At 40.2% G+C, this 16,922-nt stretch carries 13 protein-coding genes; 6 read left to right on the forward strand and 7 right to left on the reverse strand.

Annotation, left to right across the window (positions count from 1 at the left end; all coding sequences use genetic code 11):
- Positions 1-220 precede the first annotated feature (220 nt).
- The gene (locus tag AC504W_RS04785; protein WP_494876516.1) at positions 221-1,225 is read left to right on the forward strand and encodes a phosphatase PAP2 family protein; all 1,005 of its coding nucleotides are present in this window, start codon (positions 221-223) and stop codon (positions 1,223-1,225) included.
- Here the strand turns inward: AC504W_RS04785 and AC504W_RS04790 are convergent.
- The 4 genes from AC504W_RS04790 to AC504W_RS04805 form a co-directional block, all read right to left on the reverse strand.
- Positions 1,205-2,611, reverse strand: a complete 1,407-nt coding sequence (locus AC504W_RS04790) for an AtzE family amidohydrolase (RefSeq protein ID WP_494876517.1) — start codon at positions 2,609-2,611, stop codon at positions 1,205-1,207. The two genes, AC504W_RS04785 and AC504W_RS04790, sit on opposite strands and share 21 nt — an antisense overlap.
- 3 nt (positions 2,612-2,614) lie before the next feature.
- Positions 2,615-3,238 (reverse strand): hypothetical protein, encoded by a 624-nt coding sequence (locus AC504W_RS04795; protein WP_494876519.1) that lies wholly within the window; start codon positions 3,236-3,238, stop codon positions 2,615-2,617.
- Between the two features lie 99 nt (positions 3,239-3,337).
- Positions 3,338-3,526, reverse strand: a complete 189-nt coding sequence (locus AC504W_RS04800; RefSeq protein WP_494876520.1) for a DUF4089 domain-containing protein — start codon at positions 3,524-3,526, stop codon at positions 3,338-3,340.
- 144 nt (positions 3,527-3,670) lie between these two features.
- Positions 3,671-5,575: an iron uptake porin gene (locus AC504W_RS04805; RefSeq protein ID WP_494876522.1), complete on the reverse strand. Its 1,905-nt coding sequence runs from the start codon at positions 5,573-5,575 to the stop codon at positions 3,671-3,673.
- Positions 5,576-5,876: 301 nt separating this feature from the next.
- Between AC504W_RS04805 and AC504W_RS04810 the strand changes: the two genes are divergently transcribed.
- Positions 5,877-6,143: a hypothetical protein gene (locus AC504W_RS04810; RefSeq protein ID WP_494876523.1), complete on the forward strand. Its 267-nt coding sequence runs from the start codon at positions 5,877-5,879 to the stop codon at positions 6,141-6,143.
- 74 nt (positions 6,144-6,217) lie between these two features.
- Here AC504W_RS04810 and AC504W_RS04815 read toward each other — a convergent pair whose 3' ends face one another.
- On the reverse strand, positions 6,218-7,777 hold the full coding sequence (locus AC504W_RS04815) for a hypothetical protein (protein ID WP_494876524.1): 1,560 nt from the start codon (positions 7,775-7,777) through the stop codon (positions 6,218-6,220).
- A 137-nt stretch (positions 7,778-7,914) separates the two neighbouring features.
- Here AC504W_RS04815 and AC504W_RS04820 point away from each other — a divergent pair, with 137 nt between their 5' ends.
- The 4 genes from AC504W_RS04820 to AC504W_RS04835 all read left to right on the forward strand — a co-directional run bounded on the left by AC504W_RS04820 (position 7,915) and on the right by AC504W_RS04835 (position 12,907).
- The gene (locus tag AC504W_RS04820) at positions 7,915-9,312 is read left to right on the forward strand and encodes an amidase (protein WP_494876525.1); all 1,398 of its coding nucleotides are present in this window, start codon (positions 7,915-7,917) and stop codon (positions 9,310-9,312) included.
- Between the two features lie 586 nt (positions 9,313-9,898).
- Positions 9,899-10,183, forward strand: a complete 285-nt coding sequence (locus AC504W_RS04825; RefSeq protein WP_015111786.1) for an HU family DNA-binding protein — start codon at positions 9,899-9,901, stop codon at positions 10,181-10,183.
- Between the two features lie 26 nt (positions 10,184-10,209).
- Positions 10,210-11,310 (forward strand): threonine-phosphate decarboxylase CobD, encoded by a 1,101-nt coding sequence (cobD, locus tag AC504W_RS04830; protein WP_494876527.1) that lies wholly within the window; start codon positions 10,210-10,212, stop codon positions 11,308-11,310.
- Positions 11,311-11,413: 103 nt separating this feature from the next.
- Positions 11,414-12,907 (forward strand): dihydrolipoyl dehydrogenase family protein, encoded by a 1,494-nt coding sequence (locus tag AC504W_RS04835; protein WP_494876528.1) that lies wholly within the window; start codon positions 11,414-11,416, stop codon positions 12,905-12,907.
- Between the two features lie 30 nt (positions 12,908-12,937).
- Here the strand turns inward: AC504W_RS04835 and AC504W_RS04840 are convergent, their stop codons facing one another.
- A complete protein-coding gene (locus tag AC504W_RS04840; RefSeq protein WP_494876529.1) occupies positions 12,938-14,587 on the reverse strand; it encodes a B12-binding domain-containing radical SAM protein in 1,650 nt (549 codons plus the stop codon).
- A gap of 222 nt (positions 14,588-14,809) precedes the next feature.
- Positions 14,810-16,921, reverse strand: a complete 2,112-nt coding sequence (locus tag AC504W_RS04845; RefSeq protein ID WP_494876531.1) for a WD40 repeat domain-containing protein — start codon at positions 16,919-16,921, stop codon at positions 14,810-14,812.
- Between the last annotated feature and the right edge of the window lies 1 nt (position 16,922).

The following is a 16,922-nucleotide window of genomic DNA, read 5'->3' on the forward strand; positions in this document are numbered from 1 at the left end:
ACTTTGAGGCAATTATCAACGCACTTGTCAAATTTTGCCCACAAAATTTATTTTTTGATAACTATTGACATTAATGTAGAGTTACTCAGTCTGTGATTGTATGGCTAATCTTGCTCCAGGCTGAACACTAGAAGCCTGAGTAGCCTTGATACTATGGGAAAAAGAGACTTTAGCGCCTCTGATGTTTTGAGACTATTACAAAAATTTGTGAAGCAGAACAATGAACACTGATTGTGGCAATCTTATTGGGGAAAATTTTTTAGTTCGAGCGATACATACTTCTATCAAAGGTAGAGCCAGATATAAAGTGAGGGGATTGCATGATTCTCTATCGCTAAAACAATACCTAGAATTGAGATTGTCAAAAGAAGATATGATCTTTCAAGCCAGTGCTAACCATTTAACAGGGAATATTTTGGTACTGTTTCAGCCAGATTTTAGTCCCAATGCGATCGCCTGGCTGCTGCAAAATATCGTTTTAGATTACACAAGAGTTCATAAACAATTACCACCCAGTAGTGCGCCAGAATTTATTCCTAGCAAGAGCCTTTCTAAGGTGGTGCGATCAGATACCACAGTCAATCAATGGCGTAGTCAAATAATTCCTGTAGCAGCAGCCTTTTCTGCGTTGTCCTTGGGTGCAGCCCTATTACACAGAAATGGTTTAGACACCAGTATTTTACTAACTCTTCAAAAGCTGCATACGCCCTTACTAGATCGCCTCATGGTAGGTATAACTTCCCTAGGTGAGCCACCACTGTTAATCTTGAGTTGTTTAACATGGGAAGCGATGTTGCTGTATCGCCGCCGTCGATTACAAGCTACTACCTTTGGGATGGCGGCGGTGGGGGCGATTAGTTTAAATTACCTGCTGAAAGAACTATTTGTAAGGGCGCGTCCAGCTTTGTGGGATTACATTATTAACGTCAATCACTACAGTTTTCCCAGTGGACATGCAATGGTGTCAATGGTGGTTTATGGTTGTATGGGCTATTCCCTCTCCAAAGAATTTCCCCAATGGCGATCGCAAATTTTCACCTTAACTGTGATTTTAATTTTGGCAATTGGTTTTAGTCGGCTTTATTTGGGGGTACATTGGCCTACAGATGTGATTGCTGGTTATGCGGTGGGTTTAGTGTGGTTGACTGCTTGTGTTGTTTATGAAGCTTGTCAAACTTCGAGGAGTGCGGAGTTAAAGGCAGAGTTAGGCGGAGTTTTGGTTTAAATTGACGATGGGTGCAGAAATTACACCTTGAGATTCTAAGAAGGCGGCTACTCGCAAGATTAAAGCTTCATTGTAGGGTGCGGCGATTAACTGCACACCGAGAGGTAAAGCATTGGGGCGTTGAATGGGTATTGATAAAACAGGTAAGCCGATAAAAGATAAGGGTTGAGTGAATAATCCCAAATGAGGACGCACTAAAATTTCTTCCCCATTTAAAATCATCGTCTGTTGACCAATTAATGGTGCAGAAATAGGTGTGGTGGGGGCGAGAATGATATCGACATTTTGAAAAACTTCTCGAACGCGATCACGGTACCATTGACGAAAGCGTTGCGCTTGCAAGTACCAACTACTGGGAATTAACGCCCCAGCCAAAAAGCGATCGCGGGTTGCGGGGTCAAAATCTTGGGGACGCGATTTCAATTGATCTAAATGCAGATTTGCGCCTTCGCTGGCTGTAATTACAAAAGCCGCTGCACGGGCGCGTTGAGCCTCTGGGATGGTGATATATTCAGTTACACCTAAAGCCGCTGCTACTGTTTGGACTGCGGCTAATGCTTCTGGTACTGCACCTTGGACAAAATAATCATCTGCGATCGCAATTTTCAGATGAGAGATATCTTGATTAAGTTGAAGTGAACACAATTGTGGCGGACGTTTTGTACAAATGCGATCGCCTTCATCTTCTCCTTGTAGCACATCAAACACTGTAGCGATATCTGCCACCGAACGAGCAAAAGCGCCAATATGGTCAAAACTACTAGAAAATAACGTGACACCTGCGCGAGATAAGCGTCCGTAAGTTGGCTTTAAACCAAACACCCCGCATAAAGCCGCAGGTACGCGAATCGAACCGTTAGTATCAGAACCCAGGGTGAAAGGAACCAAACCAGCCGCAACCGCCGCCGCAGATCCGCCAGAAGAACCACCTGCTAACCGTTGTAAATCATGGGGATTGTGAGTAGTACCATAATGAAAGTTTTCCGTGACAAATCCATAAGCATACTCATCCATATTTAAAGCCCCAAGCAACACAGCACCAGCTTGTTTTAACTTGGCTATGGCTGTTGCATCTTGGGTAGCTGGAAGATTTTCGGCATTAATTTTTGCCCCAGCCAGGGTTGTGATACCAGCAATATCAAACAGATTTTTCACAGCAAAAGGTACGCCAGCTAGTACACCTGGAGAATTACCTTGAGCGATTTCTTGATCAATTCTGGCTGCATCTGCTAAAGCTGTTTCGGTAATGACAGTGGTAAAACAGTTAAGTTGATCATCTAGTTTGGCAATTCCTGTGAGTGCAGCTTGAGTCACTTCTACGGCACTAACTTTACCACCGCGCACAGCAGCTGCTATTGATAAGGCATCAGCGAACTCTAAATTCATTGTTTAGATAATATTGCGTTTAGCTTTTTGAGTAACCGCAGTCCCCATAGTTTTTGTGAGTTGTAACAATACAACAGTAAAACCCAAGTCGACAAAACAAGATACTAAAAACCACACAGGGAGAAATTTATCTCCAGGATTTTTAGAAGCTTCAAAAACGATGCGGTTCAAAGCTCTTGACCCGATCATAAAACAATATAGTGGCGCTATCAGCGATCGCACTCGTTCACTCAAACTCGTTAAATCACCACCTTCTGCTTGAAATTTTTCTGCAAAGGTAGATAAGGTGTGAGATATTCCCCAAAGGCTGTATATGGGAATCATAAATCGCGCGATCGCACCGCCGGGAGTAATTGGATATTCCTGAAAAAGATTTTTTAAATCAGCATGGATACGATGTAGCCAAACCAAAAAAATAATAATTGAAATTACACCAATCAACAACGAAACTATTGATATGAGTCCATCAATAGAAGCAAATATTTGATAAATTGGCTGTGCTATGACTGCTAACAAAGAGAAAAACGTAGAAATAACTCCAATTCCCATCAACACCCACAGCAAACGCACCAAAAATTTCCCAATAGCCGCAGACTTCAATGAACTACCAGCATTGAAATTACTCATTTCCTGTTTCCAATGGCATTATTGGCTAATATCTTAATCTTGGTAGTTATATCTAAGACTCAGTGCATTTACTTGAGGAGTCCAGTAGATTCTCAGCAACTATGGTTCAAATACTGGTGCAGATTCAACTTCTGCGGGTAAAGGAAAAGAATTTACGAGTTGAGCGATCGCTTTAATTCTTACAAAATTCGCAACCACTCCATCACGATATTCATCTTTGATTGGCAAATCTAATAATAAAGACATTTGCTCAACATATTTATTTACATCTAATTCTTGATTTTGCATATTTTCTAGCAACTTCCCCATTTTAAAATCTATAATTTGTACAAATTATAGAGTTCAAACTCAAAACCTCTCTCCTACAAGGAGAGAGGTTTGGAGAGAGGTCAAAACAGTGCTACACTCAACCGATAACTGCTATAAAACATCCTAAAAAGTAAAAGTAGTCCGAAGTACACCCACCGTTGTAGTCTCGTTTCTACTGTCACCTTCAGGGTTAAACAACACAAAAGCTCCGGGAGTAATGCTAATATTATCTGTCAGCTTCAAACGATAATACGCCTCTAAATGATAAGGAGTAGTACGATTTACCCCATCTGGAGCCAATTGCGCTGCACCACCTGCATCAGAACGAAACAGCGGTTGTCCAAACAGAATTCCCGCATTATTTCCTGATTTAAATAAATCATTAAAGTGCAGCCCTACCATCCAGCTAGTAAATGTAGTGGAAGCATTAACAACATCAGAAGAATCATCCACAAACATTGCAGCACCATAACCAGATAAAGCAACTTTTGGTGAAAAACGCCAAGTTACCGTACCACCAACGGAATTGAGCGTCACCGGTGTCCCTAAAGGAACGCCAGCTAACGCACCAATATCATCACGAATTAATCCTGTACCTAAGATATTAATTTCGTGATAACTGTGGGCATAGTTTAAACCCACATCTATCGAACTAGTGGGTTTAAAAGTTAATTGAGCGCTGACAACACTACTACCACCAAATACACCTGCGCCTAAAGGAGTGTTAGAAACACCTGGCACAATCTCACCCGCTTCTTGGGGTATATTCGCATTGACACTGCCGTATAAAGCTCTTAAATCTAACTGAGGAGAGATGTTAAATATAAATCCCGCCGCCGATGCTAAACCAGTCCCCGAAGTCCCACCAGAAACTCGCGCTACAGGATTTAAACCAGCAAACCGCGAAATTGACTCTTGTCCTTCACCATAAAAAGGTGTGATAGCAGGAAAAGCATCTGTTGCTTCCGCCGCAGTTCCCGCAAATAAAGTTAATTTATCAGCAACCGGAAAAACGTACAGTAACTTATATAGTTGTACACTGTTAGCTGACTGCTCTGTTAACGTTTTTACGTCCAAACCAGGAAACAGCGGTTCAAAACTTGTTCTCGCACTACTAGCTGTCAGTAAATCCGAAGCTAACCCTAAACCTCTTTGCAAGCTACCACTTCCATCTACACCACCCAAAAAGTTATAAGCTTGTAAACCAGTAATTAATAAATCTTTCCCAGTAAAGCTAGTAGTGAGATTTAACCTAACTCTATTCACCAAGATAATATTAGGATCGCCCTGATTAGGTGCGCCACCTGTAGCACCAATACCTGCGATAATTACCTCTCCATTGAGTTTAGTAGTAGTAGAAAATTGATTTGCTTCTAGTTCTGCGGTGCGTGCTTCTAGTGCATCCACCCGTCCCCGTAGGGTTGCTAGTTCCGCAGCAAAGTCTTCTTGTAACTTCTGCAAAGTTGCTAAATCTTCTTTCTTGACTAAATCAGAAGTTGCTGTGGCGATGAGTTCATTGACTCGTTCTAAACACGCATTTAAGCCAGCTGCAAATTCATAGCGAGTCATAGCACGATTACCCCGATAAGTGCTATTGGGATAACCAGCAATACAACCATAACGCTCAACTAAAGACTGTAATGCTTGAAAAGCCCAGTCAGTTGGTTGCACATCAGAAAACTGTGATACAGATGTTACTTGAGGGTTGTCATTGTTATCTGATGTCTGCAACCCTTGAGGGATCAATGAATCTGGGCTTTCTTGCTTGTCTGGAATAGTAGGCGATGCTACTGGGCTATCATTGGCTATAATTAATTTAGTTTCAGCCGTTTTTGGTAAAGTAGCTTGATTAACCTGGTTAAGCTGATTAGGGATTTCGCTATTGAGAATTGCTGATTTTTGAGGAGCATTTACTAATAAATTTTGCTCTGCTGGTACGACATTAGCTAGTGCTTGGATGGGTAAAAGTCCATTGATTAAACATAAAAAACTAGCTCCACTAGCAGAAGCTAGAAGATACTTTGCCATGATTGCTCCTCACAGATATAAAATATTTAAAAAACTTATCTACGGTATTTAACAGTTATGAAGCAATCTCAAGTGAATTGCTCAAAAAAACCTTACTTCCTATAAGGAATTACCGAGATATTAAAATCTAGTAAATACTATCTAGATAAAAAAATAACATAAACTGTAATCAATAATTTTAATATTTTTTATAAAAATATTTGAATCATCAGAAATTTCTATAGTAACCATAGACAAATTTCTAAATATTTGAGAAATATATTTTTAGTGAAAGTAAAAATTATTTGATATAGGAATACAGATGTCCATACCAAAAAAAGGTACAAGAAAAATATCAATTGATAGTAAAACATTCATTTGGCTAATTAGAAGACAAGCTACAAACTGCCAAACCGACTATCCTGATGGACATATTCATGTTGCAGTAGCACAAGCTTCTGAGCCAAGTTCAGTATTAGCGGTTATTACCGCTAAACTTCACTCACAGGGGTTTATCCTTACTCCAATACAAACAGTCACACTAAAAGACGTAGCCAAGTGGATAAAGCAAGCTATACAACTTGGATGAATGCCTAAAAAGTCAGGCAGAATTTTTCAGGCTTGTGTTATTAGTAATAGTATGATAAAAGCTTGTGATGCTGATTAATGTTTTTGACTAATTTCCCGATAATTCGCTTGATAATTCAACAAAGTCTCTTTAGCTTGTTGATAAACAAATGTATTTCCAGGAATCTGTTTTAAAGTACTAATTGCCTTTTGCCATTTATTTTTTGCTTGCTCCCGCACCGAAAATGAATGAGGTGAACTTTGGATCAAAAAGTTTGCTTCTATTGCTAATTTATGAGCTATTTCTAAACTATTTACTGCTTTATTTTCAGTAATTACTTTTTTACTAATTACATTAAGATACAAACGATAAGTAATTAACTTATCTTTAGCTTTGGTAGAAACCGATGTATTGTGCGGGATATTTTCTAGTAGCTTAATAGCCTCTTGCCATTTAGATTCTGCTTGTTGCCAAACAATTAAAGGATGGGGTGGAGATTGTACTAAACCAGAAGCTTCTAAACCGAGATTTTGCGCGGCTTTAAAATTAGCGATCGCAGTTTCTTCTTGATTAAAATTTAAGTAAATTTGTTGGATTTGGGGAATTTCTGCTTTGAGCATCCAACTACCAAAGCTTAAGAATAATAAACTAGCAGCAATTATCCCACCATAGTGAGTTAAATTCTGTTCTTTAAACTTTTTTAGCGGATGATAATTCCCTAATTTCCATTTTTCAGATTTAGGTTTGAGTAACTTTTTTTCTGATTTAACTCTCAAAGAACTAATCTGCAAAATCAAACCATCAATTTTAGTTTGGTAAAACTCACAGTCATTAATAATATCTGTTAATTCTTGTAATCTGCCATCCCCAGATATAATTAATTCGTGATCATCATCTAGCCATTCTAGTGCAAAGCCAGATTTACCACAAAAAGATGAGATTCCCAGTAAAATGCTTAATAAATTATGGCTCTGCTTAATATTATTAAAAATAAATTCTAATCTTTCCTTTATTTTTAAAGAATCTTCTTGAGCTTGGATAATTTGCTGAATTTGTTGTTGAAGAATTCTAGGTTTATTTAAATCTAGTTGAATTTTTAAGACTTCCTCTACTGATTGAAAAGTTGCAGGGATACTATCATGATTAGCATCAATATTTAGTTGTTGCACTAATTTAATATCACTTAAAATATCAGCAGCAATAGCCTGAATTAAATCACCCCAATCAATCCAGACTTCTATTTTAGCTTGAATTTCTTTAAGGGCAATATCCGCTGGGAGTTTCCCAAATTTTGCTGTGAGCAAGCCTGGATAATCATATTTATATATGTAGACTGTATAATCTCCATTTTTGGAATTTTTTGGGACTGAATCTAAATAAGCAACTGTAGTAGTAGGAGATTTTTCTAATTGGCTGGACTTAACTTTTTCTTGAATATTCCGTAGTTGATCCTGTCCATGATTAATCATGACAATCTGTTGCATGATGTCATGGGAATGTCCAATATTTAGCCTCAGACTATGAACAATTTTTGGTAATTCATTTACCAGAGTTTCTAAATCAGCCATAAATATCCCTTGGGGATTTGCCGAAAGTTGATGTGAAACAATTAAAATGACTATGCAGCAAGGTGTTAGCTTGAATACAAGCTTCATCTTATTGGTGGTAGAGCAGCATCCTGAAAGATAGAAAATCTGAGGAGCTATGGATTCATACTTCCCGTAAATCCTGCTAAAGTAACAAATTCAGTTGAAAATTTTAAATAATGCACAATTGGTAACTAAAGTCAAATATGAATGAAATTGATTTAGCGTTTACTCCAGCCGTGGAGTTAGCGCGATTAATCCGCCATCGGGAAGTGTCCCCACTGGAGTTGGTGGAAATATATTTACAAAGAATTGAGCGTTTGAACCCCCAATTGGGAAGTTATTTTACGGTGACGGCAGAACTCGCGATCGCTGATGCCCAAACAAAAACCGAAATGCTGGCGACATCTACTGAACTACCGCCGTTTTTTGGGGTGCCAATTTCCATTAAAGATCTCAACGCTGTGGCTGGTGTCACCTGTACCTACGGCAATCCGGCATTGTTAAATAACGTGCCTAATTATGATGACGGGGTGGTAACGCGGATTAAACAAGCAGGGTTCACTATTCTTGGTAAAACTGCCACCTCCGAAATTGGTTCTTTTCCTTACACCGAACCAACAGGCTTTCCCCCAGCGAGAAATCCCTGGAATTTAGAATATACTCCCGGCGGTTCTAGTGGTGGTGCAGCCGCAGCGGTAGCCGCAGGATTATGTGCGATCGCTCAAGGTTCTGATGGTGGTGGTTCAATTCGTGGCCCAGCAGCTTGTTGTGGTTTAGTCGGGATTAAACCATCACGCGGTAGAGTCACTAAAGCCCCTGTCGGCGATCGCTTGGGGGGAATTGCAGTTAATGGCCCTATTGCTAGGACTGTGGCTGATGCAGCGGCTATGTTAGACGCAATATCTGGTTACTTCACAGGTGATCCTTATTGGCTACCTGACCCCGAACCTTCATTTCTCGCCGCTACCCAAGCAAAAGTTTCTGGGTTACGCATTGCTTTCTCTACTCAAATCACACCTTTGGGAACGGCGGATGCTAATTGTCAGCAAGGTGTATTACAAACAGTCCAGTTATTAGAACAATTGGGGAATACCGTTGAAGAAAACTGCCCAGATTTTAGCGGCTTAGTCGAACCATTCCAAATCGTTTGGCAAGCTGGGGTAGCTGCATCAGGACTTCCTGTAGAGGCATTGCAGCCTGTTAACCGTTGGTTATTGGCACGTACAGGTTCTATTGCCGAATATCTCCGGGCTTTATCCCAATTGCAAATTGTCTCCCGGCAAATTGTGGCATTTTTCGACCATTTTGATGTGTTGGTATTGCCTGTATATTTACATTCGCCAATTCGAGTAGGAGAATGGGCGGCTTTAAGTCCCGAAGAAGCATTCCAAAATATTATGCGTTGGGTTGCGCCTTGTCCTGCGGCTAACGCCACCGGGCAACCTGCGATCGCATTCCCAATTGGTTTTGATAGTCATGGTGTGCCTATGAGTGTGCAACTTGTGGGTAAACCTGCGGCGGAAGCAACTTTAATTAGTCTTGCAGCCCAAATCGAAGCAGCAAAACCTTGGCTTCAACATCGCCCAGCCTTTGCCAGCTAATGGCAATGAAGAAGATTAAGCCTCAAAAACTCATGAGCAAACGTTAAGTTATTTTACAATCACATAACACTGAGTATCAGAATTTCTCAAAATGACTGGTGCAACTCATTCAAAATCAAAAATCAGTGATGGTTTACAAGCGAGGCGATAAGCTTACCATCCTTAATGCTGAGAAATTCCCAGCGATCGCCCTTGGTAGACTATTAACTGCATAAATTAACTAAATTAGGCCGTAATTAGACATGAATCCAGATTTTTCTCTTGCCCAATAATTTAATTGTTTCTCTCACAACCAGGGTTTTTACTAAGTATTTATTCCTACTTTAGGGGTGGTTTTGAGGGCAACACACCCCCTAAAAACACAAAAAATCCTGAAATCCATATAAATTAACGGTTTCATATATCCACTTCTGGCTGCTACACCTTAGAATGATTCATTGAAAAGTCGAGCCAAAGGGATGTGTAGCCGTTTTGAGTAGAAATACTCCCTAAGCACGACTTTTGTAGTTCTGCAAACAGAGATTTCAGTAAGGATGCTACATGGTGCATCTTGAATGAAATCTCAAGTAAACCTGAAGGAGTTTATATGAACAAAGGCGAATTGGTTGATGCAGTAGCAGAAAAGGCTAGTGTTACCAAAAAACAAGCAGATGCTGTCTTAACCGCTGCTTTAGAAACCATTATTGAAGCGGTTTCCTCTGGCGATAAAGTCACACTAGTGGGGTTTGGTTCCTTTGAATCACGGGAACGTAAAGCCCGTGAAGGTCGTAACCCCAAAACCAACGAGAAAATGGAAATTCCGGCGACTAAAGTGCCTGCTTTCTCTGCTGGTAAACTGTTTAGAGAAAGAGTTGCACCCCCAAAATCTTAAGTTTAGTTTGCGGAATTTTTATTTTGATGCAGCAACCAGCACACGGGGGAAATTTAGCCTGGGCAGCAGCACTGGCTGGATGTCCCCGTGATGCTATTCTTGATTTTTCTGCAAGCATCAGCCCTTTAGGGCCACCGGATAGTGCGATCGCTGCGATTCAATCTCAAATTAGTAGTCTGAGGCACTATCCAGAACCAGAATATAGTGAACTGAGACTCGCTCTCAGTCACTTCCATCAATTACCGCCAGAGTGGATTTTGCCAGGTAACGGTTCAGCAGAATTATTAACTTTGGTGGGTAGGGAATTAGCAGCATTATCTGCAACAATCTTGCTTACTCCAGCCTTTGGTGATTACTACCGCACTCTGACGGCTTACAACGCTAAAGTTCTGGAGTTTCCCATTGATTTAGCAGTTAATAGTCATTTGTTAATTAACAATGACACGAGTCTGAGTGTTGGCAGCCAGCACTTAGAGCTTTGGGGACAAAGTACTAACGACAAAGGACTGCTGTTAAACAATCCTCACAACCCGACAGGAAAATTATTTTCACGGCAGGAAATTTTACCGCTGTTAAAAGAGTTTGCCTTAGTGGTGGTGGATGAAGCGTTTATGGATTTTGTACCACCAGAAGCCGAACAAAGTTTAATTCCGGTGGTGCAGGAATATGAAAATTTAGTCGTATTGCGATCGCTCACAAAATTTTACAGTCTGCCGGGGCTGAGACTGGGATATGCGATCGCCCATCCTGATCGCTTATCACTGTGGCAGTCGTGGCGTGATCCTTGGCCTGTGAATAATCTAGCTGCGGCCGCCGCAATTGCTGTCATTAGCGATCTCAATTTTCAACAGCAAACTTGGGAATGGCTACCACCAACCCGAAACCAACTGTTTCAAGGTTTAGCTGCCATTCCCGGATTGCAACCTTACACCAGTGCTGCGAACTTTTTACTAGTGGCATCACAACAATCTAGTTCGCAGTTACAGCAACAATTACTCCAACAGCATCAAATTTTAATTCGAGATTGCCTGAGCTTTAAAGAATTAGGCGATCGCTTTTTCCGAGTAGCAGTGCGTTCTGTGTCTGACAACCAGCGCTTATTAACAGCGCTTCAAACATTACTCTAAAATTCGTAGTTTGTCAGAATCTAACTACGAATTATCTTGCACCTTGTAGAGACGCTAATCATCTCGTCTTTACAATTAACTAATGACCAATGACAAATGACAAATGACCATTGATTATGATGTCGTGATTATTGGCGGCAGTCTTGCCGGACGCTATGCTGCTTTAGCTGCAACTAAATGGCACGCGAAAGTGGCTTTAGTAGAACCACGAATAAATTACGGATTTATTTATCATCACACTCTCAGCGAAATTGCCCACCGTTTACAGTCCCTCAATCAAGCAGATAGCTGTGGTATTCATACCAACCATGCCGACATCGCCGAAAAATGCCATATATCTGTTGCCTGGCAAGAGGCAATGCTATATGCTGACGGCGTTGCTGCCAATGTTCAAGAACTCAATTCTCCAGCGACACTAGCCGCAATGGGAGTAGATGTGATTTTTGGCAAAGGTGAATTTCAACCTTCACCACATTTGGCATTTGCCGTTGATGAAAATGAAGCAACATCAGCCAACACTTCCCATCATCCAGTCCGCCGCCTATTACGAGGACGCACCTATTTACTAGCCAGTGGTTCTCGTCCAGCCGTTCCCAATATTGAAGGTTTACCAGCTACAGGTTATATCACCTTAAATAATATTTGGCGATCGCTTCAAAAAACCACACTACCCCAAAACTGGGTGATTCTTGGCGGTGTTCCGCAAAGTCTAGAAATAGCGCAAACTTTAGCTCGTTTGGGTTGCACTGTCACACTAGTTATTAAACATCCTCATATTCTGCCAAATATTGACCCAGAAATTGCTCAAATTCTTCAGGCACAATTAGAAGTTGATGGTGTACGAATTCTAACTCAAACTGCCGTTACACAAGTCAAACAAATTGATGATAAAAAATGGATTCAAGCTGGAGATAAAGCAATTGAAACTGATGAAATTTTAGTAGCAACAGCACAAAAACCAAATTTTGAGTCTTTAAATTTAGCAGCAGTAGGCGTGAAATGGTATCAGCATCGCTTGGTAGTTAATAATAAATTGCAAACTACTAACAAACGGATTTACGCTTGTGGCGATGTGATTGGTGGCTATGACTTCATTAACATCGCTAATTATGAAGCGAGAATTGCTCTAAATAATGCCTTATTTTTCCCTAGATTAGATGTCAATTATCAACACATACCTTGGGGAATATTTACACATCCCATGTTAGCGCAAGTCGGGTTAACCGAAACGCAAATAAAACGACAATTTCGTGATGATAAATTTTTAGTTTTACGGCAATATTTTAAATCTTTAACAGCAGCACAAATCAACAGCGAAACTACAGGTATTTGTAAATTAATTGTGTTACGCAATGGCGAAATTTTAGGTGCAACTATCTTAGGTCAAAGTGCAGGAGAACTAATAAATGTAATTGCGTTAGCCATCAATCAAAAAATTAAAATCCAAGATTTAGCTAACTTAGCACCTGTTCATCCCAATTTTGCAGAAATTTTGACTCAAACAGCCCAAGAATATCAGCAAATATTAAATAACCATCCAGATGTGCAAGATAGATTAGAAGGCTTCTTTCATTTTCGCCGTAACTGGAATTTGTGAATTTAATTAAAATTAATTTTACTCAACGGCTTAAATGTGGGCAAAATCTTCTAAGGGTGCGATCGCATATTTTCCCTGTGCATCTTGACTGACTAAACCTAAAGCTATTAAATCTCGATCAATAAACAATTTTGTCGCTTTACCACCTGCATCAATCTTGGCATTAATCAACTGCATAGCGTAGCAGATGGTATCATAAACCCTCTGAGGATTCATCGCCATTGTAATTGGTTGATATCTACTCACAGATTCACACAGCCGGTAAACACCATGTTCTAGAAACTGGGGATATCCATAATGCTTGACGGCTCGTGGTAAAAAATATCCAGCAGTAATTGGCTGTTTTCCTGACGGACGCACACAAGAATAGCTACAATCACCAACTGTATCAGCAGCCATACTCCCAGGCATAAATCGCAGCACATTGAAATTTAAAAAATCTGGGTTACAGTTTTCAATACCAAAACGAATTGCCTCGATGTCATCAGCAAAAGTTGTTGGTTCATAACCTATAATCTCAGTCTTTTTATCGTTGAGTTTAGCTTTGGGTAAGCCTAAAATCAAAAAATAACTACTAGGTAATGCCGCCTGATTCATATCTTGAAAAGCTTTGGTAATCTTGGCTGGATAATCAAAGGCTTGCTTAATTTGACTAGCAACAGAACCGTTAAATTTGTGGTTAGCTAATGAAACTTCTGGTAAGGTATGCTCAACCCCAAAAAACAAATATACACAATTATGTTCTACTAAATAACGCATCTGTTCATAGTTAATTTTATCGATGCGCGTATTAGAACCCCAAACAAAGCCTTCTTCTTTAAGAATTTCGGCTTCTCGTTTAGCAGCTTGCTCATGAACTGTAAACGTATCAACATCTAAATAAACTGCTTCATAACCACGCTGTTTTAATTGCTGTAATTGTCTACGCAAAGATGCTTCACTTAACCTGATAACACTATTACTTTCACTACTTTTATTACAAAAACCACATCCCCACGGACAGCCTCGCTGAGTAAATAGTTGGGCTGTTTTTAATTGTCTACCATTTGAAGATTTAAAAATATCCATATCATGTACTTGCGGTACATGAACTAACCCAAAGTTTTGGTCAATATCATCAAAGTTATTAACTCTGGTTGTAATAGTTCGATGGAATTTTCCATCATCAGTTATAAAACATAACCCTGGTAAATGTTCCATCTCTTCATAAAAAGTACCTCTAGCAACAGTATGAGCAATTTCTATAATTGATTCTTCGCCTTCACCATCACAAAAAGCTGCAATCCAAGGTGTAATGCGGGCAATATCTTCGACGCTTTTAGTTGCATAACCACCAACTAAAATTGGTACGTTTTTTCTACCATATTTTTGAAGTTCGGCAAAAATTTTGCCACTATGATCGTCAATCTCTGGCCATTGAGTTGTGAGACAGCCAGCAAAGATAATTAAATCAGCATTGATGATTTCCTTTAAAACATCATCAATCCTTAAATCTAGGCGTTCTAAATCTAGTTGTAAAACTTGCCTAAATCCTGCATTAACTAAACTAGAAGCCAGAACTGGCAAGGCTTTGTTTGCGCCATTAAAGCTTCTGTGTTTCAGGAATTCTCCAATTAATACAATTTTAATGGAATAAATCTGAGTGGATGTTTGTTTACTTTGAGTTTGAGATAATAACACAACGATTACACACCTAAGATTAATATTTTTTGATGGTGTAATGCCCTGGTAGTTGATTGGTATTTTTGGGAAGAAATATAAAAACACCAATCATCTCAATAAATGAACAGGAAAACAGAATGATGTACTTGCATTCATATCTCTTGAGAATGATTTCAGATGCAAATTTTCATCATGAATGTATTCATTTTTGATCAGCCTACTGCCGGAAAGCTGAGAACTTTAATCAACAGCACCCAACATTTTTAAAGAAGCTCTTTCAGCATCCGTTAAGCCTGTGATATTGCTAATATCCATACGTTCGTAGAGCCGATCTGGTTTAAGCGATCGCACTCTCCGACAAGTCTGCACATCCCATAGTTGAATCTTTTCGTCTTCGCCGCCACTCGCCAATAATTTACCATCGGGAGTAAAAGCTAAGGAACGAATCGCTGCTGTATGTCCTAATTTCAAAGTTTCGAGAAACTCACCTGTATTTACTTGCCATAGCATCACAGTGGTATCAGCACCAGCACTAGCTAAAATCTGCCCATTGGGACTAAATGCCACGGAGTAGACTTGTTGATCATGCCCTGTTAAGGTGTGAATACATTCGCCTGTGCGAAGATTCCATAACTTCACGCTTTTGTCTTCGCTACCACTGGCTAAAAGTTTCCCATCAGGACTAAAGGCGACTGACCAAATCATGTCTTGATGTTCTGTGAAGGTTTGGAGACATTCACCACTGGCGACATTCCAAAGCTTAATTTGACTGTCAGCGCTACCACTTGCCAGAGTATTGCCATCAGGATGAAAGGCTACTGTCCAAACCCAATGGCTATGTTCTTTGATTTTTTTCAGACAATCACCACTAGAGATGTCCCAGATGCGAATGCTACAGTCTTCGCTACTGCTGACTAGGGTTTGCCCATCAGGACTAAAAGCAACTGTCCATACCCAGTTACCATGTCCAGTCAAGGTTTGAGTACATTTACTATGGCGAATGTCTGTGATATCCCAAATTTTAATTGTATTGTCAGCACTACCACTGGCGAGGATTTGCCCATTGGGATGAAAGGCGACAGAACGAATCCGCCCTTGATGTTCTGTGAGAGGATGGCATTCTAATGTTTGTAAGTTCCACAGGTTAATACTATGGTCATCCCTTCCACTCGCCAGAATTTGACTATTGGGACTAAAGGCTACGGAATAGACATCGCGGGTATAACCTTGTAATACATTGAGACAATTGCCTGTATTCACATCCCACAGCCTGGCTGTTTGGTCGTCACTACAACTGATTAAGGTGCGACTGTCAGGGCTGAAAGCGATCGCCCACACCTGACTATAATGACCTTGTAGTGTTTTCAAACATTCACCCTGGGCGATATCCCAGAGTTTAATTGTTCTATCTTCACTACCACTGGCGAGGGTTTGCCCATCAGGACTAAAACGCACAGAATAGATTTTTTTAATATGTCCTTCCCAAGTCTGCCGACATTTACCTGTATTTACATCCCACAGTTTTAGGGTACGGTCTGCACTCCCACTCGCGAGGGTTCGCCCATCGGGACTAAAAGCTACTGAGTGAACCTCATGGTTATGACCAGTAAATGTTTTGAGACATTTACCTGTGTTGATATCCCACAGCTTAATTTTGCTGTCGGCGCTGCCACTAGCAACTAAAAAAGTATTTTTCGTGGTGGAAGATGCTTGGAAGGTAACAGACCACACCCAATCATCATGACCCAAAAGTGTTTGCTGACAAACCCCTGTAGCAATATCCCAAATTTTAATAGTTTGGTCTTCACCCGCACTGGCTAATAGAAAACCATCGGGACTGAAACCTACTGAATAAACTTTATTTGTATGTTCTGTGAATGTTTGCAGACATTCAGCTGTTTGCACATCCCAGAGTTTAATTGTGTAGTCTGCACTACCGCTGGCCAGGATTTTACTGTCTGGGCTAAAGGCAAAAGCCCAAACCCAAGCGCTATGACCTTGATAAATGCGAATTTGTTTAGTATCCGCAGTCCGCCATAATCTAATTTCTCCAGTGATTAAACCTGTGGCAAAAAATTTGCCATCAGGACTAAATCTCACAGAAACGATACTAGACATCGTTTCTGTGAAAACAGAACCCTTTAAATCAGCATTGGCAAAGCTGGTATCTTGTAAATTGGCATCTTTGAGATATGCTTGCCAGATAGTCAGTCCCGAAAAATCACGTCCACTCAAATCAATGTATGAATCTGGCTGTGATTTATTTATCTGGAGTTGTCGTAGTAGATTGATTATGTTACCAGCTGCATAACCTTTGGTTGGTGGTGATTCCTGCTGTAAAGTTCTCAGCATT

Source organism: Nostoc sp. C96, assembly GCF_059384975.1.

Bases quoted from the DNA above. Each gene is read 5' to 3' on its own strand.
- AC504W_RS04800 (WP_494876520.1), bottom strand. From the start codon at position 3,526: ATGCAAAATCAAGAATTAGATGTAAATAAATATGTTGAGCAAATGTCT.
- AC504W_RS04810 (WP_494876523.1), top strand. From the start codon at position 5,877: ATGTCCATACCAAAAAAAGGTACAAGAAAAATATCAATTGATAGTAAA.
- AC504W_RS04845 (WP_494876531.1), bottom strand. From the start codon at position 16,921: ATGCTGAGAACTTTACAGCAGGAATCACCACCAACCAAAGGTTATGCA.
- AC504W_RS04795 (WP_494876519.1), bottom strand. From the start codon at position 3,238: ATGAGTAATTTCAATGCTGGTAGTTCATTGAAGTCTGCGGCTATTGGG.
- AC504W_RS04815 (WP_494876524.1), bottom strand. From the start codon at position 7,777: ATGAAGCTTGTATTCAAGCTAACACCTTGCTGCATAGTCATTTTAATT.
- AC504W_RS04825 (WP_015111786.1), top strand. From the start codon at position 9,899: ATGAACAAAGGCGAATTGGTTGATGCAGTAGCAGAAAAGGCTAGTGTT.
- AC504W_RS04785 (WP_494876516.1), top strand. From the start codon at position 221: ATGAACACTGATTGTGGCAATCTTATTGGGGAAAATTTTTTAGTTCGA.
- AC504W_RS04805 (WP_494876522.1), bottom strand. From the start codon at position 5,575: ATGGCAAAGTATCTTCTAGCTTCTGCTAGTGGAGCTAGTTTTTTATGT.
- cobD (WP_494876527.1), top strand. From the start codon at position 10,210: ATGCAGCAACCAGCACACGGGGGAAATTTAGCCTGGGCAGCAGCACTG.
- AC504W_RS04835 (WP_494876528.1), top strand. From the start codon at position 11,414: ATGACCATTGATTATGATGTCGTGATTATTGGCGGCAGTCTTGCCGGA.
- AC504W_RS04820 (WP_494876525.1), top strand. From the start codon at position 7,915: ATGAATGAAATTGATTTAGCGTTTACTCCAGCCGTGGAGTTAGCGCGA.
- AC504W_RS04790 (WP_494876517.1), bottom strand. From the start codon at position 2,611: ATGAATTTAGAGTTCGCTGATGCCTTATCAATAGCAGCTGCTGTGCGC.